The 23,695-nt window shown below is 58.4% G+C and carries 19 protein-coding genes; 12 read left to right on the forward strand and 7 right to left on the reverse strand.

Annotated features, from left to right (window positions below; translation table 11 throughout):
• Positions 1-3 precede the first annotated feature (3 nt).
• The gene (locus JK621_RS13995; RefSeq protein WP_212556519.1) at positions 4-5,610 is read left to right on the forward strand and encodes an ATP-binding sensor histidine kinase; all 5,607 of its coding nucleotides are present in this window, start codon (positions 4-6) and stop codon (positions 5,608-5,610) included.
• A gap of 88 nt (positions 5,611-5,698) precedes the next feature.
• Here JK621_RS13995 and JK621_RS14000 read toward each other — a convergent pair whose 3' ends face one another.
• Complete coding sequence (locus tag JK621_RS14000; protein ID WP_212556520.1) at positions 5,699-6,535, reverse strand: IclR family transcriptional regulator domain-containing protein; 837 nt, start codon at positions 6,533-6,535, stop codon at positions 5,699-5,701.
• A 233-nt stretch (positions 6,536-6,768) separates the two neighbouring features.
• Here JK621_RS14000 and JK621_RS14005 point away from each other — a divergent pair, with 233 nt between their 5' ends.
• Genes JK621_RS14005 through pcaD form a run of 4 tightly spaced genes read left to right on the forward strand, consistent with a single transcriptional unit; the run spans position 6,769 to position 10,094 of the window.
• A complete protein-coding gene (locus JK621_RS14005) occupies positions 6,769-7,455 on the forward strand; it encodes a 3-oxoacid CoA-transferase subunit A (RefSeq protein WP_212556521.1) in 687 nt (228 codons plus the stop codon).
• Between the two features lie 11 nt (positions 7,456-7,466).
• A complete protein-coding gene (locus JK621_RS14010) occupies positions 7,467-8,147 on the forward strand; it encodes a 3-oxoacid CoA-transferase subunit B (RefSeq protein WP_212556522.1) in 681 nt (226 codons plus the stop codon).
• Entirely contained in the window at positions 8,125-9,327 is a 1,203-nt protein-coding gene (gene pcaF / locus JK621_RS14015) for a 3-oxoadipyl-CoA thiolase (RefSeq protein ID WP_212556523.1), read from the forward strand. Before JK621_RS14010 ends, pcaF begins: the two co-directional genes overlap by 23 nt.
• Positions 9,324-10,094, forward strand: coding sequence for a 3-oxoadipate enol-lactonase (gene pcaD, locus JK621_RS14020; RefSeq protein WP_212556524.1), 771 nt, complete (start codon positions 9,324-9,326; stop codon positions 10,092-10,094). The genes pcaF and pcaD overlap by 4 nt, the downstream gene beginning before the upstream one ends.
• Positions 10,095-10,110: 16 nt before the next feature.
• On the opposite strand, the gene arsC is transcribed toward pcaD, so the two are convergent.
• From arsC to JK621_RS14035, 3 genes are all read right to left on the reverse strand, one after another.
• A complete protein-coding gene (arsC, locus tag JK621_RS14025) occupies positions 10,111-10,542 on the reverse strand; it encodes a glutaredoxin-dependent arsenate reductase (RefSeq protein ID WP_212556525.1) in 432 nt (143 codons plus the stop codon).
• A gap of 20 nt (positions 10,543-10,562) precedes the next feature.
• Positions 10,563-11,846 (reverse strand): arsenic transporter, encoded by a 1,284-nt coding sequence (locus tag JK621_RS14030; RefSeq protein ID WP_212560201.1) that lies wholly within the window; start codon positions 11,844-11,846, stop codon positions 10,563-10,565.
• A 72-nt stretch (positions 11,847-11,918) separates the two neighbouring features.
• Positions 11,919-12,257 carry a metalloregulator ArsR/SmtB family transcription factor gene (locus JK621_RS14035; RefSeq protein WP_212556526.1) on the reverse strand — a complete coding sequence of 113 codons (339 nt, stop codon included), beginning with the start codon at positions 12,255-12,257 and terminating at the stop codon, positions 11,919-11,921.
• A 164-nt stretch (positions 12,258-12,421) separates the two neighbouring features.
• Here JK621_RS14035 and JK621_RS14040 point away from each other — a divergent pair, with 164 nt between their 5' ends.
• A complete protein-coding gene (locus JK621_RS14040; protein WP_212556527.1) occupies positions 12,422-13,531 on the forward strand; it encodes a YbdK family carboxylate-amine ligase in 1,110 nt (369 codons plus the stop codon).
• Positions 13,532-13,652: 121 nt separating this feature from the next.
• Positions 13,653-13,832, forward strand: a complete 180-nt coding sequence (locus tag JK621_RS14045) for a hypothetical protein (RefSeq protein ID WP_212556528.1) — start codon at positions 13,653-13,655, stop codon at positions 13,830-13,832.
• 70 nt (positions 13,833-13,902) lie between these two features.
• On the opposite strand, the gene JK621_RS14050 is transcribed toward JK621_RS14045, so the two are convergent.
• Positions 13,903-14,823: a LysR family transcriptional regulator gene (locus JK621_RS14050; RefSeq protein ID WP_212556529.1), complete on the reverse strand. Its 921-nt coding sequence runs from the start codon at positions 14,821-14,823 to the stop codon at positions 13,903-13,905.
• A gap of 101 nt (positions 14,824-14,924) precedes the next feature.
• On the opposite strand from JK621_RS14050, the gene JK621_RS14055 reads away from it, so the two are divergent.
• The 4 genes from JK621_RS14055 to JK621_RS14070 all read left to right on the forward strand — a co-directional run bounded on the left by JK621_RS14055 (position 14,925) and on the right by JK621_RS14070 (position 17,343).
• Complete coding sequence (locus tag JK621_RS14055) at positions 14,925-15,389, forward strand: DMT family transporter (RefSeq protein WP_212556530.1); 465 nt, start codon at positions 14,925-14,927, stop codon at positions 15,387-15,389.
• Positions 15,390-15,394: 5 nt separating this feature from the next.
• A complete protein-coding gene (locus tag JK621_RS14060; RefSeq protein ID WP_212556531.1) occupies positions 15,395-15,844 on the forward strand; it encodes a DMT family transporter in 450 nt (149 codons plus the stop codon).
• 126 nt (positions 15,845-15,970) lie between these two features.
• The gene (locus JK621_RS14065) at positions 15,971-16,567 is read left to right on the forward strand and encodes a hypothetical protein (RefSeq protein ID WP_212556532.1); all 597 of its coding nucleotides are present in this window, start codon (positions 15,971-15,973) and stop codon (positions 16,565-16,567) included.
• A 2-nt stretch (positions 16,568-16,569) separates the two neighbouring features.
• Positions 16,570-17,343, forward strand: coding sequence for a DUF3307 domain-containing protein (locus tag JK621_RS14070; RefSeq protein WP_212556533.1), 774 nt, complete (start codon positions 16,570-16,572; stop codon positions 17,341-17,343).
• Between the two features lie 32 nt (positions 17,344-17,375).
• Here the strand turns inward: JK621_RS14070 and mgtA are convergent, their stop codons facing one another.
• Positions 17,376-20,075: a magnesium-translocating P-type ATPase gene (gene mgtA / locus JK621_RS14075; protein ID WP_212556534.1), complete on the reverse strand. Its 2,700-nt coding sequence runs from the start codon at positions 20,073-20,075 to the stop codon at positions 17,376-17,378.
• Between the two features lie 199 nt (positions 20,076-20,274).
• Complete coding sequence (locus JK621_RS14080) at positions 20,275-20,973, reverse strand: MgtC family protein (RefSeq protein WP_212556535.1); 699 nt, start codon at positions 20,971-20,973, stop codon at positions 20,275-20,277.
• 514 nt (positions 20,974-21,487) lie between these two features.
• On the opposite strand from JK621_RS14080, the gene JK621_RS14085 reads away from it, so the two are divergent.
• On the forward strand, positions 21,488-23,671 hold the full coding sequence (locus JK621_RS14085) for a glycoside hydrolase (protein WP_212556536.1): 2,184 nt from the start codon (positions 21,488-21,490) through the stop codon (positions 23,669-23,671).
• The last annotated feature ends 24 nt before the right edge of the window (positions 23,672-23,695 follow it).

Genomic DNA, 23,695 nt, shown 5'->3' on the forward strand with positions numbered 1-23,695 from the left:
CGAATGAATGACCCGCTGATACCGCCAGACCGGGCTGCCCTTCCTGATTTTCAGGATGGGCAGTTTTTTGCATTTAAGGATGATGTCATTTTTACCCCCTTGGTTCATGAGGGCTGCATCGTCTGGATGAACGGACGGCACCCTTTTTCGAGCGGGGCTTTCATCCTCGCCACGGCGGTCAGCGATGAGGCGGAAGCGGACGCCACCCGGCTGCTGAAGAACGAATTCCTGCTGCGCCCCTACCTGTCCGACGCCTGGGCTGTGAAACCCGCTGCCTGCACGCAGTATCGTGGCCGATATGCGCTGGTCTATCCGTCTTTTGCCTTTGAACCCCTGGCCCGTATAACGGGGCAGCCGATGGCCTGCATTGCCAGTTTCCTGGAGCTTGCCATCCGGATATGTGCCCCGCTGCGCCAGATGCACAGGCATAACCTGATCCACGGCGATATCAAGCCGGGTAACATTTTTATCCAGGGCGACACCTCATGCCGCCTTGCCGGGTTTGGTCTGACGACGGGCACTGCGGAAGAGTTAACACATACCCGTCTGCCGTTTTTTGGCGGCACGCTCGCCTATATGTCACCCGAACACACCTCGCGCACGCAAAGAGCGGTGGACAGCCGCAGCGATCTCTATAGCCTTGGCATCGTTTTTTATGAGCTGCTGACCGGCTCTTTGCCCTTCGACCTCAGCGAAGGCGGCCAGGCGGAGTGGGCGCATCACCATATCGCTTCAGAGCCTCGTCCGCCTCATTTGCTGCGCGAACGGATACCGGCCATGCTTTCAACGCTGGTGCTGCGGTTGTTGGCCAAGTCGCCCGATAACCGTTACCAGACGGTCGACGGGCTGGTCGCTGACCTGCGCCGCTGCCAGGCCACCTTGACCGATGGCAATGACATCATGCCCTTTCCTCCCGGGTTGCAGGATCGCGCACCTGAGTTTCATCTCGCCGATACGCTGTACACCCTCCATCCACAGGGCCGCGAGCTTATCGCCGCGTTCGACAAGGTTAATCAGAGCGGAACCCACGCGCTGGCAGTCATCAGCGGGCCTTCAGGCATCGGTAAATCCTCGCTGATCGCCTCAGCGTTAAAAGAGCTGAAAAACCGGCGCACGCTGCTTGCCGTGGGTAAAGTCGACCAGTTCTCATCGTCGCTGCCTTATGGCGTGCTGACCTCCGCCTTCCGGGCACTGACCCTGAAACTGCTGGGGTTGCCGGCAGAAGATGTCGCGCTCTGGAAAACCCGCCTGGCACGCACGCTGGACGGCTACGAGGGACTTGCCATCAACCTGGTGCCGGAGCTGGGTCTGTTGCTGGAGAGAAAATCCCGGCAGCCCCCCGACTCGTTGTCGACCGATGCCCGGGCTCGCTTTAATCTTATGATAGTCAGCCTGGTCAATACGTTTGCCACCCCCGGCTGTCCGCTGGTGTTGCTGATTGACGATATTCACTGGATCGATGCCGCCAGCTTGCAGGTGCTGGAATATCTGCTTAAAAACAGCGATGCGCTGCCGTTGCTGTTGGTGGTTGCCCTGCGCGATCCCTCTTCAACGGACAACCTTTCCGTGTCTGAGGCGCTGGGCCGGCTTCGCGATGCGGCTCAACGCAAAATAGACATCATACCGGCGCCGCTCTCGGTTAAAGCCGTCGCGCGCTGGCTGGCCGACGTCTTCCAGCGGCGCTCGACCGACACCCTCGATCTGGCTCGTTTGATACATGAAAAAACCGGCGGCAACCCGCTGTTCGTGCATGAGTTTTTCAAACGCATCGTCGATGACGGCCTGGTGACGCACAACAAGCATCAAGGCAAGTGGTATTACGACGTGCCGACCATTCAGGCGCGTCATTACACCGAAAACGTCGTCGGCCTGGTATTGCAGCAACTGGAGAAAATGCCGGAGGAAACCCGCAAGCTGTTAGGCAGCCTGGCCTGCCTGGGTAGCAGCGGTGAGCTTGGCACCGTTAGCCGCGTCCTGAACCTCTCCGATACGGATATCCGCTATCAACTGCACCCTGCGGTTACCGCTCAGTTGATTACCCTGTCTGCCGACACCTACACGTTCCCCCACGATCGCGTGCAGGAAGCGGCCTTCGCCCTGTTGGATGCCGGCGATCGGGGGCATCTGCACCTCACGACGGCCAGCCTGCTGGCCGAAGCGTCGCGCCAGGCGGCTGGCAATGAGATGCTGTTCCGCGCCATTCACCATGTGTCTGCAGCCATTGACTGCGTGCAGCCGCCCCCACAGCGCAAAATGTTCCGCGAATTGAGCATGTTGGCGGCCCGCCGCGCGAAGCGTTCCGGGGACTACCTCTCGGCACAGCGATATCTGCAGACCGCCCGCGCGCTCGGAGGCCCTGCGCCTGATAATGCGTCCGATTTCGCGCTGGAGCTGGAGGAGGCCGAATGCGCGCTTTTACTGGGTAACCTGGTCACGGCGCGGCATTTGAGCGACAAGTTGCTGGCTTCGCCTGGCGGGTTGACGGAAAAAATCTCCGCCGCCAATTTGCTGGCGGAAGTGCATATGCGCCAGTCGGATAACCCGCTGGCGCTGGAGACCGCCTTATGCTGGCTGACGGTATCCGGCATTACGCTTAACCGACACCCCGACGATGCGGAATGCGAGGCGACCTGGAAAATGCTCCACGCCCGTATCGGTGAGAGCCCGGCCGCTATTTTCAATCAATTGCCGCTCATGACCAATCCCGAAACGGAAGCCGCGATGAGTTTGCTGGCCCGTGCCGGCCTGTCCGCCAGCTTCATCAGCCCACGCCTGCACTTCATGTTGCTTTGCCAGATGCTGCATCTGACGCTGGAACACGGCATTACCGGTGCCTCAACGTCGGCGATGGGCTGGTTTGGCGTGCTGATTGGCCACCGCTATGCCGAATATCGGTTGGGCTTCAAATACGCGGAGCTGGCCCGTGAACTCGTGGCGCGCCACGGTTACAGCGTTTACGAAGCGAGAACGCTGCTGCCGCTCGATCAGTTGAGCGTCTGGACCCAGCCGCTCTCCTACACCACCGAATGCGCCAAAGCCTGCTTCACGGCGGCGGTGACGCACGGCGATCTGACCGTCGCCTCTTTTGCCGCCTGTCATCAGATCATTAACTTTTTAAGCCGCGGCGATCATCTCGATAACGTGCTGACCAGCATCGAACGGGGGCTGGCCTTCGTGCGGAAATCCCATTTCCCCGACGTTGAGCGCATTATGTTGATCCAGCGGCATTATGTTGAACACTTGCGCACCGTATCTCCCGGATATTGGGGCGGCATCGATGCGCTGCCCGACTCGCTGCTGCCAACCGCGCCGGAACAGGCGCCGCAGCAAATGTCCACCATGATGTTCTGGTTCTGGCTGTATCGGGGCATGACGTATTTTGTCGCCGGCGAATACCCGCAGGCGGAAGAGTCGCTGGCGCAGGCTGAATTCTTTGCCTGGTCTGCGCCGGGGCATATCCACCTGCTGGATTTACATCTGTACAGCGCGCTGGCGTTAACCGCTCAACTGACGCCGGAGACCTTCTCCGTCGAGCACCGGCGCAGGCTGCAAAAGCACTACGACAAGATCGCGCTTTGGGCGCGCATTAATCCAGGCACATTCGCCGACAAAGAGGCCCTGGTGTATGCGGAGATTGTCCGCCTGGACGGCATGAACAGCATTGCGCTCGAGCAGTATGAAAAAGCGGTAAGGCTCTCGCGGGACTCGGGGTTCAATCCCAGCAATGCGCTGGCTCATGAACTTGCGGGACGCTTCGCGCTCAGTTGCGGCTATCATACGGCCGCAGACGCCCACTTTAGGGGGGCAATGGCGGCATGGGGGCGCACAGGTGCGCAGGCCAAGGTGAATCAGCTGAAACAGGCTTATCCCCATCTGGCGCCCCCTGGCCAGGCAACGCCTTATGACACCATCGCCTTTGCCCAGAATGAAGAAATCCGCGATCTGCAAAGTGTCATCAAAGCCTCGCGCGCACTGTCTGAAGAGATCAATCTGGAACGGCTGATTCAGATACTGATGACCATGCTGCTGGAACGTGCCGGCGCCCAGCGCGGCCTGTTGATCCGCGTATTGGATAACAATATTCCTGAAATAGAGGCGAGCGCCTATACCGGCAGCGACGGCGTCAGGGTACGGATTATAAAAGATATGCCGATGGCCACCGATATGCCGCTGTCGATACTGTCGGCCGTGATCCGTACCGGGCAAGAGATACGCACCGGAAAACCGGAAGAGTTCACTCCCTTCTCGCAGGATCCTTACCTCGTGACTTCCGGCGCCGCCGTCTTGTGCGTGCCGATGTTCAAGCAGGCGCGGCTGGTCGGCGTGTTGTACCTCGAAAACCGCTTAATGCCTGAAATCTTCACCGCCGAGCATTCGAAAGTGGTTAACCTGCTCGGCGCGCATGCCGCCGTCTCGCTCGAAACCGCAAGGCTGTATGCCGAATTGCTTGAGGAGAACATTCAGCGCAGGCGGGTGGAGAAAGAGCTCAGAGCAAGCCAGACCTCGTTGATGCTGGGCGAGCAGATCAGTCATACCGGCAGTTGGCGTTGGGAGCTGGCGCAGGACCTGATGTTCATGTCCGAAGAATATGCCCGTATTCTCGGCTTGCCCGAGAAGCAGAAAATGATTTCTATGGCCGAGTTTCTTACCTTCGTTCATCCGGACGACTATGCGCGAGTCAGCACCGCCGTCACCGACGGAGTGAGAGACGGGCTGCCCCTGCGGGCCGAGTTTCGCATCATGAGCGCGGATGGCGTTTGCCGCTACATATTGGGCATAGGTAACCCGGTCGGCGTGGGCACCGAGGTCTATGAATACTACGGCACCATCACCGACATCACCGCCCAGCGGCAGACGGAGGACGCCGTCAGGGTCGCCCAGGCCGAGCTGGCACGCGTTTCCCGTGCGACCACCGTCGGCCAGTTGACCTCGTCCATTGCGCACGAAATCAATCAACCCTTGATGTCGATTGTCTCGAACGCCGGAGCAAGCCTGCGCTGGCTGAACCATGATCCTGTCCGGCATGACAATATTCGTACCGGGTTGGAGGAGATCATCGCAGAGGGCCAACGCGCAGGCGAAATCATTCGCAGCCTGCAAACCCTGACGCGCAAGCAGGAGCCGGTCTTTTCACGTATCGATCTGCACTATCTTGTCCGCCATATCATGACCCTGTCGCGCAGCGAAATCGAGCAGCGCCGCGTGGCGGTGGAGTATGAACTGAAGGCCGCCGACAGTTTCATCTTTGGCGACAGCGTACAAATTCAGCAGGTATTGATTAACCTGGTGATGAACGCGATCGAGGCGCTGTCTGAGGTGAGCGATCGTGCGCGAACGCTGAGGATAACCACGTTGAACCCAGATGACGGCAGGGTTGAGCTACGCATAATGGACAACGGAATCGGGCTGGATCCTGACGTAATGGGACGGGTTTTTGATTCTTTCTACACCACAAAAGCACAGGGAATGGGGATGGGGTTGACCATCAGCCTCGCCATTATTGAACGCCATCGGGGCGTGCTGAAAGCGCAGGCGGTAGAACCCTACGGCAGTTGCTTCTGTTTTGTGGTGCCGACTGCCGGCCATGAAGGTGCGATAAAGCCGCAATGAGCACAGGAACTTGCGTTATCGTCGGGTGAAATTCGGGTGGCCGCCTCAGCCAAACTGCCCCGACCGAGGCGGGCCACCGCGTTAGCGGCTACAACAACAACGCCAACTCCATCGCCGCGCGTTGCAGTTGCGGCAGCACCCGCTCACGCAGCTCCGCCGAGGAAATCTGCGAAGCATTGACCCCCACGTTCATTGCCGCCACCACGCCGCCGCCCTTGCGCGAGTGCATCGGCACCGCGATCGAACGCAGGCCAATCTCCAGTTGCTGATCGTTGATGGCATATCCCTGCCTGCGCACTTTAGCCAACTGTTCACGCAACTGTTCCGCGCTGGTCACGGTGTGCTCGGTCAGCGGTTCGAAGCTCACCCGCGACAGATAATCCTCCAGTTGCTCCTCGTCCAGCGCACTGAGCAAAACCAGCCCCATTGACGTGGCATAGGCCGGCAAGCGGCTGCCGCGCCCCAGATCAATCGTCATGATGCGCTTCACCGACGCGCGGGCAATATACAGGATGTTGTCGCCATCCAGCGTCGCCACCGAACAGGATTCGTTGAGCAGTTTGCTGAGGTAATCCAGCGAGTTCTGCGCCGCCTTCGCCAGCTCGGAAGAAGAAAGATAAGCATGGCCGATGGTGAGCACCCGCGGCAGCAGCCGGTAATGTCGGCCATCGGGGCAATGCACAAAACCCAGCGCCCGCAGGGTGTAAAGGCAACGACGCACCGCGGCGCGCGGAATGCCGGTAATCTGGCTGATCTCGGAAACCGACATCTGCGAATACTGCGGTTGGAAGGCCTGCAGCACCTCTAACCCTCTGGCCAACGACGCCATAAAGTTGGGATCGCCCTTGTACCTATCGTTGCTTAAATCGCCGATCTCCTGCAACCGACGCAGCTCCCCGCCGCCAAACTCTGAAACATCATCCATTCTGATCTCCCCCTTCTTTCGATAACACCTGAACTCATACGTCCGCAGTATCGGAACGACGGCAAATAGCGATTTAGTTACCTGCATCACAAAACGAATAGCTAAACCAGTAATGCTTCGATAATCGCACAACACGCTGATATTCGCACTTGTCGCTGTATTTTTCATCATTTAACTTAGATCAGAACCACTCGTATGACGCAGGAATAACCGCAGCCTACCCAGGAGAGCAGATGATCGATAAAAACGTGGCGTCCGCAGACGCCGCCGTCGCAGATATACCGGATGGTGCCACCATTATGGTCGGTGGTTTTGGCCCTGCCGGCCAACCCTGCGCCCTGTTGGATGCGCTGATCCGCCACCGCCCGCGCGAATTGACGCTGATCAGCAATAACGCCGGCAACGGGGATTTCGGCCTGGCGGCGTTACTGAAGGCAGGCTGTGTGCGCAAAGTGGTGTGCTCTTTTCCGCGCCAGTCCGACTCTTGGGTGTTTGACGATCTGTATCGCCGCGGCGAACTGGAATTGGAGCTGATCCCGCAGGGCAATCTGGCGGCCCGCATTCAGGCCGGCGGTGCCGGCCTCGGCGGCTTCTACACGCCGACCGGTTACGGCACCAAACTGGCGGAAGGCAAGGAAACCCGCGAGATAGACGGCCGCCAGTATGTGTTTGAGCTGCCGCTGAAAGCCGATTTTTCCCTGATCAAGGCTGAAAAAGGCGACCGCTGGGGCAACCTGCTGTATTACAAAACCGGGCGTAACTTCGGGCCGATCATGGCGATGGCTGCCCATTGCACCATTGCTGAAATCAATCAGTTAGTGCCGCTGGGCGAGCTGGATCCCGAAGCCATCATCACGCCGGGGATCTTCGTGCAACGCCTGGTGACCACCCCGGCAAGCGCCGCGCAGCTGTCGGCTTAAGGAACGGATTTATGTCAAAACTCACTCATCAGCAGTTGGCCGAGCGCATTGCGCGCGACATCCCAGAAGGCGCCTACGTGAATCTGGGCATCGGCATCCCGACGCAAATCGCCAACTACCTGCCTGCGGACAAAGAAATTTTCCTGCACAGCGAAAACGGCATTCTCGGCATGGGGCCTGCCCCGGCCGAAGGAGAGGAAGATCCTGATCTGATCAACGCCGGCAAACAGCCGGTCACCCTGCTGAAAGGCGGCTGCTTTTTCCATCACGGCGACTCCTTCGCCATGATGCGCGGCGGCCACCTGGATATCTGCGTACTGGGCGCCTATCAGGTCTCCGAACAGGGCGATTTGGCCAACTGGAGTACCGGGGCGCCCGGGGCGATACCGGCGGTCGGCGGCGCGATGGATTTAGCGATTGGCGCGCGTCAGGTCTTTGTGATGACCGAACACCTGACCAAGAAAGGCGAATGCAAGATTGTCCGCCATTGCACCTATCCTCTGACCGGCGTCGGCTGCATTGATCGTATCTACAGCGATCTGGCGGTCATGGACGTCACGCCTCAGGGCCTGGTGGTGCGCGAAATATTCGGCGGGCTGACCCCGCAACAATTACAGGAAATCACCCCGGTCGAGTTGACCTTTGCCCTTCAGCACGGAGAACCAACGCATGAATCCAGCTTATCTGTGTGACGCCGTCCGCACGCCTTTTGGCCGCCTGAACGGTAGTCTCGCCACCGTCCGCGCCGACGATCTGGCCGCCCTGCCGCTGAGAGCGTTGCTGGCGCGCCACCCGCAGCTTGACTGGAGCGCGGTAGACGACGTGTTGTTCGGTTGCGCCAATCAGGCCGGGGAAGACAACCGCAACGTGGCGCGTATGGCGCTGCTGCTGGCCGGCCTGCCGGTGCAGATCCCCGGCTGCACCCTCAACCGACTGTGCGGCTCCAGCCTGGATGCCGTGGCGATGGCGGCCCGCGCCATCAAAACCGGCGAAAGCGAGTTGATGATTGCCGGCGGCGTGGAAAGCATGTCGCGGGCGCCGTTTGTGATGGGCAAGGCGGAAAGCGCCTTCAGCCGGGCGATGAAAATAGAAGACACCACCATGGGCTGGCGGTTTATCAACCCGCAGATGAAAGCGCAATACGGCGTGGACTCTATGCCGCAAACCGCCGAAAACGTGGCCCTGAAGTTTGGCATTAGCCGCCAGGATCAGGATGCCTTCGCTCTGCGCAGCCAGCAGCGCACCGCCGCAGCCCAAGAAAGCGGTTTCTTTGCCGAGCAACTGATTGAAGTCAGCCTGGCGCAGAAAAAAGGCGACCCTCTGCTGTTCCGCCAGGATGAACACCCACGCTCTACGACGCTCGAGGCGCTGGCGAAGTTGAAACCGGTGGTTAACCCTCAAGGTAGCGTCACCGCCGGTAATGCTTCCGGGCTGAACGACGGCGCCTGCGCACTGTTGCTGGCGGGTGAACGCGGGGTGGCCCGCCACGGCTTGCAACCGATGGCGCGCATTGTCGCCAGCGCGGTGACCGGCATTGAGCCTGCAATTATGGGGTTTGCTCCGGCGGAGGCGGTACGCAAGGTGCTGAAGATCGCCGGCCTGACGCTCGATCAAATGGACGTTATCGAGCTTAACGAAGCCTTTGCGGCACAGGCGCTGGCCGTGACGCGCGAACTGGGGCTGAAGGACGATGCCGCACAGGTGAATCCGAACGGCGGCGCCATTGCGCTGGGTCATCCGTTGGGCGCTTCCGGCGGTAGGCTGGTGATGAACGCCGCCTGGCAATTGCAGAAAACCCGAGGCCGTTACGGGTTGTGCACCATGTGTATCGGCGTTGGTCAGGGCATTGCGCTGATCATCGAGCGGGTATGAATATGGAGATCGAATATCGTCTTGATGGCCGCGCTGGCGCGCCGCTGTTGGTCTTGTCCAACTCGTTAGGCACCACCTTCGACATGTGGCAGGCGCAGTTGCCGACCTGGCGTGAACACTTTCGCGTGTTGCGCTACAACCAACGCGGCCACGGCGCTACACCGCTGCCGAGAACCCCGCTGCGGCTAGAAACGCTCGGCAATGACGTTATCGCCCTGCTCGACAGGCTGGATGCGCCAAGCGCTCACTTTTGCGGCATCTCGATGGGTGGTCTGACCGGGCTGTGGCTCAATCGCTATCACCCGCAACGCATCGATCGCCTGGTGGTGGCGAATACCGCCGCGCGCATCGGCAGCGCCGAAGGCTGGCAGCAACGTGCGCAGCAAGTGCGCAACGAAGGATTGGAGGCGGTGGCCGCCGCATCCCCTTCCCGCTGGTTTACCGAAGCTTTTTTGCAGCGTTCGCCGCAACGGGTTGCCGCGCTGGTCGACGGGCTGGCGGCCAGCAATGCCGCAGGCTACGCCGCCTGCTGCGACGCGTTGGCGCAGGCCGACCTTCGTGACCAGACCCGCCAGATGGCGCGGCCAATGCTGGTCATTGCCGGGGAGCATGATCCGGTCACCACCGTGGCGGACGCCGAATTTTTGGTCGCCAACGCGCCACGCGCCAAATTAAAAGTGTTGCCGGCCTCGCATATCTCCAATGTGGCCTGCGCGGAAGAGTTCGGTCAAAGCGTTATCGAGTTCCTGACCGAGAAGGGAGGATGACGGGCTGGCGAGCCTGTCATTTTCCCGTGATTCGTTGCCCTTGCGCATCAATCACCGGCTCGCCGTCTTCTTTGCTGAACGCACCTTGCTGGGGATCCGGCAGGATATCCAGCACCGCTTCCGACGGACGGCACAGCCGCGTGCCCAACGGCGTCACCACGATCGGCCGGTTAATCAAAATCGGCTGCTGCAGCATAAAGTCGATCAGTTTATCCTCGCTCCATTGCGCGTCCGCCAGCCCCAGTTGTTGATAAGGTTCGACGTTTTTGCGCAGCAACTCACGCGCGGAAATGCCCATATCGGCAATCAGTTTGACCAGTTGGTCACGGCTGGGCGGCGTCTCCAGATACAAGATCACCGCAGGCTCCACGCCGCTGTTGCGGATCAGTGCCAGCGTATTGCGCGAAGTGCCGCAGGCCGGGTTATGGTAAATGGTTATCTGGCTCATGGGGTTCTCTCTTGTAAACACTAAAGCGACAGGCGCAGGGCCAGAGCGGCCAACGCGACAAACAACACCGGAAGCGTCATCACTATCCCCACCCGGAAATAATATCCCCAGGTGATGACGATATTTTTCTGCGACAGCACATGCAGCCATAGCAGCGTAGCCAGGCTGCCGATCGGCGTAATTTTCGGCCCCAGATCGCTGCCTATGACGTTGGCGTAAATCATCGCCTGCTTGATCACGCCGTCTGCGTTGCTGCCGTCGATCGACAGCGCGCCCACCAGCACGGTCGGCATGTTGTTCATGACCGAAGACAGAAACGCCGTCAGGAATCCCGTGCCGAACGTGGCCACCCACAGCCCCCGTTCGGCCAGACCATCCAGCATACCGGACAGCAAGTCGGTCAGCCCCGCGTTGCGCAGCCCATAGACCACCAGGTACATGCCCAACGAGAACACCACGATCTGCCAGGGCGCGCCGCGCAATACTTTACCGGTATCAATCGCATGGCCCCTTTTCGCCACCGCCAGCAGGATCATCGCCCCCACGGCGGCGACCAGGCTCACCGGTATGCCGAGCGGCTCCAGGCCAAAGAACCCAATCAGCAGCAAGGCCAGTACGCCCCAACCGGTTTTAAAGGTCGGCAAGTCGCGGATAGCCTCACGCGGCGACCGCAGCAGCGACAGGTCATAGCTCACCGGAATCTCCTTGCGGAAATACAGATGCAGCATCACCAACGTCGCGACGATGGCGGCAATGTCCACCGGCACCATCACGGCGGCATATTGAGTAAAGCCTAGCTTGAAAAAATCTGCCGAGACAATGTTCACCAGATTAGAGACCACCAGCGGCAGGCTGGCAGTGTCGGCAATAAAGCCCGCCGCCATTACGAACGCCAGCGTGGCGCCGGAGCTGAACCCCAGGGCCAGCAGCATCGCAATCACAATCGGCGTAAGGATCAGCGCCGCGCCGTCGTTGGCGAACAGCGCCGCCACGGTAGCCCCCAGCAGCACGATATAAGTGAACAACCAGCGCCCTTTACCCTTGCCCCAACGCGCCACGTGCAGTGCCGCCCACTCAAAGAAGCCGGACTCATCCAGCAGCAGGCTGATGACGATCACCGCGATAAAGGTCGCCGTGGCGTTCCAGACAATGTGCCAAACCAGGGCAATATCGCCAAAGTGCACCACACCGGTCAAGAGTGCCAACACCGCCCCGAGCGAAGCGCTCCAGCCAATGCCCAACCCTTTTGGCTGCCAGATCACCAAAATGAGCGTCAGAATAAAAATTGCCCCAGCCAGTACCATCATCGCTCCCTGGCGCATCACGCCATAAATACATATGTTTTTTCGAATATATAAAAACAAATTTTTTTAACGTTACCGGCAAAGCGCCCGGCCACCCGCTGCGGCTTGCTGCGCCAGCTCGCTGAACCGTTGCCGCTGGCTGAGCCAGGCTTGCTCGATAATCGCCGCAGCCCAGGCCGGCATATGCGGTGACAACCGGTAATAGATCCACTTACCTTCACGGCGATCGAACAGCAGGCCGCTTTCACGCAGCATAGCGAGATGACGGGAAATTTTTGGCTGCGATTCGCCTAACGCGCCGGACAGTTCGCACACGCACAGCTCCCCCGCCTGGCGCAACAACAACACCAGGTTCAGCCGGGTGTCGTCCGACAGATTTTTAAACAGTTTCAGCGGCGTCAGTGATGACATAGGTTTCTCTCCGAATGATAACCGCATCATAATCCGCAGCCGGGCGATGTCAATAACATATATGAATAAACGAATGTAATTACCGTTTCACCCGGTATCCGCAAACGCTAAACCCCCACTGAAGCACTATACTGAATGCACCGCCCTGGACCTGGAGATGTGTAATGCCGCTACCCTTCAAACGCTCAAAAAGGCTTACTCTTGGCACAGAGATAGAACTGCAACTGGTGGATAACGAACACTATGATCTGTCGCACAAGGCCGATCGGTTGGTTGAAGACATCGGCGACAAAAAACGCGTCAAGCACGAGCTGACTAAATCGATGGTGGAGTTAAACAGCTCGGTGCATACCGATCTCGGTGAACTGTTGGCCGAGCTGAACGAACTGACCGGGAAGATACGCGCCGGAGCGCAGCGCATTGATTGCGACGTCTGCGGTGGAGGCCGCCATCTGAGCAACGATTGGCGTCAACAGGTCATTACCGACTCCGAACGCTACAAATTGCTGGCCAGCCGCTTTGGCTACCTTTCCAAGCTGGCCTGCGTGTTCGGCCAACATATTCATATCGGCGTCAACGACGGTGATGAGGCTATGTATCTGTGCCATGCCATGACGCCCTATTTGCCCCATCTGATTGCCCTGAGCGCCTCTTCGCCAATCTACCAGGGTGTCGATACCCTGTTTGCCAGTTCCCGCTTCAGCGCGCAAAACTCTTTCCCCAACTACGGCTGCCTTGAGCAAATCTATAATTGGGACGAGTTCACCCTGTATTATGAAAGGCTTACCGCCGCGGGGGTGATTGAAAGCATCAAGGACATTTATTGGGACGCGCGGCCAAAGCCGGAGTTGGGTACGGTGGAAATCAGGGTCTGCGATACGCCGTTGCATATTCATCATGCGGTGACATTGGCCGGCTATTGCCGTCTGCTGGCCAGATACCTGCTGGATAACAGACAAAAGGTGATTGCGGAATATGCCGCCTTTACCAACTACAACAAGATCAACGCCTGTCGCCACGGCTTTGGCGCCGACTATGTGGATCCCGCCACGCTGCGCCGTTGCAGCCTGACGTCGCATATGCTGTCCACCCTCGCCGCCCTGCGGCCCGGCGCGCAAAACAGCGAAGAAAACGCGCTGCTCGACGAGGTTGAGCATTACGTCAAAATCGCGATGAACGATGCGGAGCACATACGCCGCCTGCGGCATAACGGCCTGCAGCAAGAAGACGTGATCAAACAGCTCTGCCACGAACTGTTGCAGCCGCAACATTAAAACGGCTCACCCCCACACAGGTTTCAGCTATCGATTCCATACGCCAAAGCGACTGTTCATTACGTGCTATTCCCCTACAATCAGCCTTAACAAAACACCACTTATTCTCACCGGGGGCACGATGTACAATTTCTCACGCTATCAGGCAAAAGAGCTGGCGCTGGCTTATATGAGCGGCAAAAAACACGATCTGTCGCCGCAAGAATTTCTGCAGCAGCTGAAAAACAGCGAAAGATCTTTTGAATACTTGCTGAAGCACGGCACCGAGCAGCCGCGCGAAATGTTGGTCAAAAGCTTTTAAAACCCACGCTGCCTTCGCCGGTGGCATGCCGAACAGGCGTACGTATTCCCGGCTGAATGGCAATGCGCTGTCATGAGTCACGCAGCAGGTCCCAATAAGGCCGTTCCCCACCCAAGTGCGCCAGCAGGAAATCGACAAAGGCCATGACCTTGGCCGGCATGTGTTTGCGTTCCGGGTACACCGCATAAATCGCGTGTTCCGGCAGCTTGTGCTCCGGCAACAGTTCGACCAACCTCCCCTGCGCGAGATCGTCACCGACGATAAAGGTCGGCATCTGACAAATCCCCAGGCCGGCGAGCAAGGCTTCACGCAGCGCCTCACTGTTATTCACCTGGTAATTCCCCCGCGGTTGAAAACGCACCGCCCCTTCAGGCCCCTGAAACTGCCATTCGCTGCCGGCGCGGTAGTAGCTGTAAAACAGGCAGTTATGTTGCGCCAACTGCGCCAGATCCTTTGGCGTGCCGCTGCGCGCCAGATAAGCCGGCGCGGCGCACAATACGCTGTAGCAGGGCGCGATACGCCGTGCGATCAGGCTCGAATCGGCAAGCCGGCCAATGCGGATCGCAAGGTCATAGCCCCCTTCCACCAGATCAACCAGTTTATCGTCCATCATCATGTTAATTTCCACTTCCGGGCAGGCGGCCAAAAAAACCGGAATCAACGGCGCAATATGCAAACGGCCGAACACCATCGGCACGCTGAGCCGCAAAATACCCTGCGGCTGCCCCTGCAATCGCGTGATGACGTCTTCCCCTTCCTGCGCCACCGCGCAGGCGTTCCGGGCATAACCAAAATACTGCTCGCCCGCTTCGGTCAGGCTCAGGCTGCGGGTGGTGCGGTGCAGCAACTGCACGCCCAGCGAGCCTTCCAACTGGGCAATGCGTTTACTTACCGCAGACTTGGTAATGCCCAGCCGCTGACCGGCCGCTGAAAAGCTGCCGCATTCCACCACCGCCACAAACAGCGGGATCGCCGCAAAATTATCGGTCATTTATCGTCAACTTTTACTCAACAATGAGTTTCCATTGTAGTGGATTATGACGATAACAAAAACAATGTACGCTACCTGCCACCCTAAAAATGGAACCTGAGATGATGATACGCGGACGTTTTTCCGATCCTTTGCTGGCGTTAACCGCCGGCGCTTTGCTGGCCCTGATGATCAGCGTCAACAGCGGGCTGGCAAGCTATAACAGCCCGCTATTCGCTTCGTGGGTGGCGCATGGCGTTGGCGCTATCGCCGCCTGGTTGTTGTTGCTGTTGCTGCCGTACCGCCGTACGCCCCTCTCCTCTGCGGCGGCCATGGCGGCCCCCCGTTGGGCTTATTTTGGCGGTATTCCCGGTGCCCTGACGGTGGTAGTGGCCGCCGTCACCGTCAATAGCCGGTTGGCGCTTTCCGGCAGCCTGGCACTCATGCTTACCGGCCAGGTGTTGTTCGGCATGCTTTCCGACAGCCGCGGTTGGTTTGGCGTCATTCCACGCCGTCTGCGCGCTAATGACATTATCGCCACGCTGCTGATCCTCTTCGGCGGCGCCCTGCTTATTTTTGTGAGATAACCCTCATGCTAACCCTGGTACTCCTCGCACTGTTCAATGGCGTCTGCATCAGCATCAGCCGGGCGGTCAATGGCCGCCTGGCGCTAAGCCGCGGCGCCTTCCACGCCTCGCTCTGCAATCATATCGTCGGCTTTTTGTTCCTCAGCCTACTGCTGGCGGTGGGCGGTGGGTTCAATGGCCTTTCCCTTGGTCACGCCCCGTGGGGAGCCTATTTGGGCGGTGTCATCGGCGCGCTGTTCGTGGCGCTGAACAGCTATGTGCTGCCGCTCCTTGGCACGCTGCGCGCCGCACTGCTGATCATCAGCGGCCAAATGTTGGCGGGCGTCGTCATCGATAGCCTGCGCGACAGCGGCGGTTCAACCGGCACGCGGCTCTTGGGTGTTGGGCTGATCCTGCTCGGCGTCTATCTGGCGCGGATGGAAAAACCCCTGATTACGCGGATCCAACGCACTTAAACTGCGTGAAAATTCGCCTTTAGAAGCGAATAACCCATAAATTCGCATTCAGATACGAATAATTGACATATTCGTATTTAGATGCGAATTTTAACGGTACGTTATCGCTTCACAGCAGAGAAAAGCATGCAAGCACAATTCAGCGTGATCACCGGCGATCTGGTCAACTCTCAGCAGCTCGACACCGTAAATTATATTACCGGGTTAGAGGCCCTGCTCAACCGTCTGCAACAGGCCAAGCTTATACAGCGGTTCGAAATTTTCCGCGGCGACGGTTTCCAGGCGGTAGCCGAATCGCAATCCGGCCTGCTGCTGGCAGCCTATATCCGTATCGCACTCAAAGCAATGGATGCCGGCCAGTGGGACGCCCGCATCGCGGTGGGCCTGGGGGACGGTCGGGAACGAGCGACCGGTTATGCCAGCGCCTTTGTCAATTCAGGCCACGCGCTGGACAGCCTGGATAAAAATTGCAGGCTGGCTCTGAAAAATGACCATGCCGAGACGAATGCCATTGTCAGCGATCTGTTGCCGATGTTAGATCATGTGATTGGTCGCCTGTCGCAAACCGAGGCGCAGATAGTACAGGCGAGGATGTTTGCCGCCACCAACCTGGAGGTGGCCGAGAAACTGCATAAAGCCGCGTCCACGGTCTCCGCAACGCTAAAACGAGCAGCCTATGAGGAGATCATGCGATTTATTCACGCGATTAACAGGATCACCTGAATATGGATTTAACCTACGCGCCGTTACTGACCTGGTTGCTGATTGCACATTTACTGGCCGATTTCCCGCTGCAACCGCTCAGTTGGGTGGAGGATAAAACCCGCCGACGCGCGCGATCGCGTTTGCTGTTGCTGCACGCCTTGCTGCACGGCGTGTTGGCCGCCAGTGCTGTGGCGGGTTTCAGTCTGTTGCAAGGCGGGCTCCCCGCCGCCAAGGCGCTGGCTACTTTGCCGGTTATCGCCATCAGCCACTATATTATCGACCTGCTGAAAGTCACGCTCCTCGCTCGCCTCAGCCGGGCCGGCGGTTTTCTGCTCGATCAATGCCTGCATCTGGCGGTGATTGTTTTGCTATGGTTGTGCCTGGTGCCGGAGCCCCGCAGCCTGTTGGCCGCGCTTGGTGCCGCCGTTACCGGGGCGCAGTTTGGGCTGCTGCTGCTGGCGTATTTAGTGATTTACATGCCGATGGGCGTACTGATTGGGCAACTGCTGGCGCACTGGACGCCGCAAATGCCGCTTTCGGCCAAAGCCGACAACGACTCGCTGTTGCGCGCAGGCAAACAGATTGGCTATCTGGAAAGAACGCTGATCCTGACGTTTGTATTGATCGGCCAGATTCCGGCGATCGGCTTCTTGCTGGCCGCAAAGTCTATTTTTCGCTTTGGCGACCTGCGGCAAAACGATGACAAAATGCGTACCGAGTATGTACTGCTCGGCACGCTATTTTCCTTTACGCTGACCATCATGCTCGGCCTGCTGGTGAAAAAATTGTTATAACCGCCGGGCATTGCACCCGGCGGTTAGGGTGATTACAACCACTCACCGAAGCGGCGAATATAGAAACGCTTCATCATCTGCGCCACGACGCAATAGCTGATCAGCGTGCCGGCCAGCCACGGGAAGTATTCCCACGGCAAGGGTTGCAACCCAACCCAGGCGCCGAGCGGCGAGAACGGCAGATAAATGCCCAACGCCATTACCAGCGCCGTGGTCAGCAGAACCGGCAATGCGGCGGTGCTCTGGATGAACGGGATCTTCTGGGTGCGCAGCATATGCACCACCAGCGTTTGCGACAACAACCCTTCGATAAACCAGCCGGATTGGAACAATGCCTGATGCTCGACGCTGTTGGCGGCGAAGACGAACCACATCAGCGCATAAGTGGTGATATCAAAAATGGAGGAGGTTGGCCCAATCCACAGCATAAAGCGACCGATGTTCTTCGCATCCCACTTGCGCGGCTTGCGCAGGAACTCTTTGTCCATCTTGTCCCACGGCAGCGACAGCTGGGAAATATCGTACATCAGGTTCTGAATCAACAGGTGGATCGCCAGCATCGGCAAGAACGGGATAAACGCGCTGGCCACCAGCACCGAAAACACGTTGCCGAAGTTGGAACTGGCGGTCATGTTCAGGTATTTGATGATATTGCCGAAGGTTTCCCGGCCTTTGATCACGCCCTCTTCCAGCACCATCAGGTTTTTTTCCAGCAAGATGATGTCCGCCGACTCTTTAGCGATGTCGGTGCCGGTATCCACCGAGATACCGACGTCCGCATCGCGCAGCGCCGGGGCATCGTTAATGCCGTCGCCGAGGAAGCCAACGGTATGGCCATTCGCCTGCAACATTTTCAATACCCGCGATTTCTGCAGCGGCGTCAGTTTGGTAAAGACCGTGCGTTGTTCCACTTCGCGCGCCAGTGTTTCATCGTCCATCTGTTCGATTTGCGGGCCGGAGAGCGGCTCGCCCGGCTCCAGCCCGACATCGCGGCAAATCTTGCAGGTGATCACTGGGTTATCGCCGGTCAGTACCTTCACCGCCACACCATTTTCCTGCAACGCGGCTATCGCTTCCTGCGCGCTCTCCTTTGGCGGGTCGAGGAAGGTCAGGACGCCCTGGATCACCATATCGCGTTCATCGGCCACGCTCAGCGGCAAGGGATCTTTCCGCTCACCCAACTCCCGCGTCGCCAGCACCAACACGCGGAACCCGTCCTCATTATACTGAGCGGCGAGCGCCTGCAGCGACGCACGCCGCGCCTCATCCAGCACCAGCGTCTGCTGCCCCTCGCGCACGTGGGTGGCGATGTCCAGCATCTCCTCCACCGCTCCTTTGCAGATTAGCCGCTGTTGGCCATTTTCATCCGCCACCACGATCGACAGACGGCGGCGCACAAAATCGAACGGCAGCTCATCCACCTTGCTAAAACGCCCCAGCGCCTCGATGCCCGGTTTGCCGCGCCCGAAGCGGATCACCGCCTGATCCATCAGATTTTTCATGCCGCTTTGGTGGGCGCTGTTCAACCACGCCAGGTGCAACACCTCATTATCTTTGGCTCCGCTGGCGTCCAGATGATGCTCGAGGATGATGCGATCCTGGGTCAGGGTGCCGGTTTTATCCGTACAGAGCACGTCCATCGCACCGAAGTTCTGAATGGCGTTCAGACGCTTGACCACCACTTTGCGCCGCGACATGGCGATTGCGCCCTTCGCCAGGTTGGAGCTGACGATCATCGGCAGCATCTCCGGCGTCAACCCCACCGCCACCGCCAAAGCAAACAGCGCCGCTTCGCTCCAGTCGCCTTTGGTAAAGCCGTTGATCAGCAACACAATCGGCACCATCACCAGCATAAAGCGGATCAGCAGCCAGCTGACGCTGTTCACCCCACGATCGAAGGCGGTTTGCGAACGGGAACCGACGATCGACTTGGCCAGCGAACCAAAATAGGTGCGCCCCCCGGTCGCCACCACAACTGCCGTGGCGGTACCGCTGGCGACGTTGGTGCCCATCAGGCAGATGTTCGGCAGTTCCAACAGCGCATGCTCGCTGGAGACTTCCTCCTCGCTCGATTTTTGGCTGACGTTGCCCATCGCATCGTATTTCTCGATCGGGATCGCCTCCCCGGTCAGGATCGCCTGGCTGATGAACAGATCGCGTGAGGCAAGCAGGCGCACATCCGCCGGCACCATGTCCCCGGCGGAAAGCTGGATGATATCGCCCGGCACCAGTTCGCGAATGGGGACTTCCAACGTCAAGGGTTGCGCGCTGAAGCTGCTGCGACGCAAAACCGTTGCGGTGGTGCGCACCATCGATTTCAGCGTCTCCGCCGCCTTGTTGGTGCGGTATTCCTGCCAGAAACGCAGCAGCCCGCTGAGTGAAACCATCACCAGTATGATGATCACGCCAATGAGATCGGTTTCTTCACCGCGCCGGAGAGGCAACCAGTAGTCGGTAAAGAAACTGATCGCAGCCAGCACCATCAGAACAAAGATAAACGGGTTATTAAATGCGCCAATCAGCTGCACCAGCGCGTGCGGCGCTTTTTCATGGGCAACCTGGTTAACGCCAAATTGCTCCAGGCGCTCATCGGCATCGTCCTGGGTCAGACCGCTACGGTTGCATTTTAAATTTGCCAGCGTCTGCTCGACGCTGTTTTTCGCCTCTTGCGCGATGGCATAAGGCGCCGCTTTTTTATCGCGGCGGCGTAGGTTTTCATTAATATAGGTCATAACGCTATTCTCTTATCTTATTCTGCGCACAGAGTTACCCCGCCTGATTAACAGGTGAATAGGCGCAGAGTGGAATTTATTTAATTAACGTAATTACCGCTATTTATAACCGCAGGCAATCACGCCGAATAATTAACATTATGGGGTCACCGTCCATGCCACCTCCTTATCACTTAAAAAAATGAATATTAATGAAGAATCAAACCGGTAATTCAGAAACCACTCGCCAGCGTACGGCGCTAACGCTTTTTTCCAGGCTGACGCGGCAGACAATACCTTCAATTTCTTTTTGCGCTGCGGGATTGGCGGTTATCTCCGCGCAAACCTCAAGCTGACCAGGGAGGGATATATCGGCGCTGCGCAAGGATTGCAATCTTAGCGCCACACCGTTCAGCGCCTGCAATATCAGAGTGCGTACCAGTATTTCATCTTGTTCGCCGCAGGTAACCTGAATGCGATAACACTGTTCCAGATCTAACGCCTGCTGTTGAGGTTGCAGATTGATGCGCTGCGCCGCTTCGCGCAGCAGAATATTCGCGCACAGGATCACCAGCGTCGCCAGTACCGCATTCCAGTACTGCCCCAGACCGCACAACACGCCAATCGCCGCCGAGCACCACAGCGTGGCGGCGGTATTCAGGCCACGGATGTTCAGCCCTTCACGCATGATCACCCCGGCGCCCAGAAAGCCGATGCCGGAAACAATCTGCGCGGCAACCCGCCCGGCACTGGAAGGATCGGTGGACATGGAGCTGAGGATAAACACCGCCGCACCGGTGGCCACCAGCGCATTGGTGCGCAGGCCGGCCATACGCTGACGCCACTGCCGCTCGGCGCCAATAACCGCGCCCAGGCTCATCGCCAGTAATAAATTTAAAACAAAAGGAGTCATAGCCATGACTGTCCCCTTAATAAACTGCAGGAGATAAAATCATGTGCTTTTTAGCACACGCGAAATCGCGCCAATAATATATTAGCGAACGAACGCGGCGGTGCCTGGAGGGAAAAGGCTGTGGTTGAAAATCACCATAATAACGTCCAAATCAATTCGCCTGATGCCATTGGTCTCAGGTACAACAATAAGATTCGGGTTTGCACAGCTCGGAATAACAAGAGAGGGGTGCTGCCCGCCGTTTTCGGCAAGCAACAAATCAGAAGAGGATTGGTCAGCTTGCCTTATTTATATCGCTACAACTAAAACTGTCCAATTGTGTTTCCTCACTGAAATTTTGGCTGAGTATAGTGACGCAGGATAATGATGTAAAGGCGAATTTATTAAACAGAAATTAAACTGCATAATGTCATTTATTTGACGTACAACTCAATCTGCCGCATTGGCTTTGGGTGATACGCTTATTATCTATAGACTGGCGCCTCAACAGGACATTAATCCCCAAAGGACAGCCAATCCGATGAACATGCTTCGCCTTTCCATCAGTTTCGCTCTGTTTGCCGCTTTCCCCGCCGGCGCCCTGTTGCTGCAACAGGGAACGGCCCGTTTTGACATCGACCCGGCCACGCTGCAAATCACCGCAGGCAAAACCATCGTCAATCAGGCGCAGGCCGGGCAAACCGTGGCAAAACTGCAAAGCGCGCCGACGCAGGCCCGTTGGCAATGGCCGGACAGCGCCATGCAGGTGTCCGCCAGACTCGAGGACGGCGATCTGCGTCTTAGCTTCAGCAGCAGCCGGGCGCAGACGTTGAACTGGTTCACCCTGCCGCAGCAGGCGGGCACCCTGTTGCTGCCAATAGGTGAAGGCAGCCGTATCCCGCTGGATAACGCCATCTGGCAGCGGTATCTGGTTAAGGAAATGACGCCGCTGGATACCAACTGGGATCTGAAACTGCCGCTGTGGAGCCAGGAACAACAAGGCAAGGTGTATAGCTGGCTGCTGCTTACGCCGTTCAGCAATCAGGTCAGTTTTGCCGGCGCAAAGGGCGCATTCAGCATGCGCAGTAGCCACCAGTTCAACCGTTTTAATCAGCAACAGGCTTTCGACGTGTTGCTGCATGTGGGTGAAACGCCATTGTCCGGCGCGCGCCGTTATCGCCAGTATTTGCAACAAAGCGGCCAGTTCAGCAGCCTGCGCGATAAAATCCGCACGGCCCCGGAGGGCGAAAAGCTGATTGGTGCCACGCATATCTATCTGTGGGGCGACAAACTGCTGGCACCCGCCGACGTGAAAAACTGGCCGGGCCTGCTGTCCTGGCTCAACTCCCCGCCTGGCGAGGCGCTGCGGCGGAAAATGGATGCCGAAAGCCGGAAAGCGCTGCGCCAACCGGCGGGAAAAACGCCGGAGGGCTGGCAACAACTGACGCTGATCGACGCCCTGAACCAGGCGCTGGTCGCGCTGACGCCGCTCAACGCTACGCCGGATGACCCAGACTTCCTGGAAGCGCAACATCGTCAGGCCGCCGGCTTGCGTGAGCTGGCGCAACGGCAGCTTGGCGCCTATCTGGCACCGGCAGATAGCTGGGGCCAGGGATTGGCTAAGCCGTTGATCGAGGCGCTGCATCAGGCCGGGCTGCCGCGCCTGTGGTTGGGCACCGATAACTGGACCGCCGAGTTCCTGCATCCGCAGGCGGTGGAGAGCGCCAGGAAGTTGGGCTATCTCATCGCCAGTTACGACTCTTACGACACGGCGATTCCCCGCGGAGTCAACGACAGCTGGCTGACGGCCCAGTTGCCGACTGCGCTGCGTGAAGACTGCGCCATCGTACGCGCCGACGGCACTAAAAAACCCGGTTTCGGCAAGCAGGGCTACTACCTGAATCCCGGTTGCGTGCTGCCCTATTCCCAACAGCGCATGCGCAGCCTGGTACAATTGGCCGGGCTGAACAGCCTGTTCCTTGACGTTGACGGCACCGGAATGGTGTCTGACGACTATCAGCTCCACCACCCTACCGGCGCTGCGCAAATGGCACAGGCGCGCAACGCACGGCTGGCCTGGTTCAGCGACACGCTAAAACTGCCGCTCGGCTCCGAGGATGGCAATGCGGTGACCGCCCGCCACATCATGTTTGCTCACGGTATGGAAACCTGGGGCTTCGGCTGGGGTGACAAGCAGATGAATCAGGATAAATCCTCGCCCTACTATCTGGGTGCCTGGTGGCCGAATGCCCAGCCGGCCTTTTTCTTCAGCCCGGCCAAGGTCAAAGAACCCTACCGAACGGTGGAGTTTGATCCGCGTTATCGCCTGCCGCTGTACCAGGCGGTGTTTCACGATGCCGTTATCAGCAGCCACCACTGGAATTACGACAACCTGAAATTCAGCGATGTCAAAACCGCGCGCAGCCTGCTCAGCCAGTTGTACAACACTGCGCCCATGTTCCATCTCAGTCGCGCTACCCTGCAGGCACGGCTGCCGGAGATCAAGCGCGCCGATGCGGCGTTCCGCCCGCTGCATCAGGCGCTGTGGGATAAAGCGCTGACGGACTTCCGCTGGCTGGATGCGACGGGCTGGGTACAGCAAACCACCTTCAGCGACGGTTCAACCTTGACCGCCAACTTTGGCAACCGGCCGTTCGAGGGCATCGCCGCCCAGAGTCTGCAAGCCAAACTGGCGGACGGTCGCACCCTGAACATCGCGCAATAGCAACTCCGGTCGGGGTGAACTACG

Origin of the sequence: Serratia plymuthica (assembly GCF_018336935.1) — a bacterium.
GTDB lineage: Bacteria > Pseudomonadota > Gammaproteobacteria > Enterobacterales > Enterobacteriaceae > Serratia > Serratia plymuthica_B.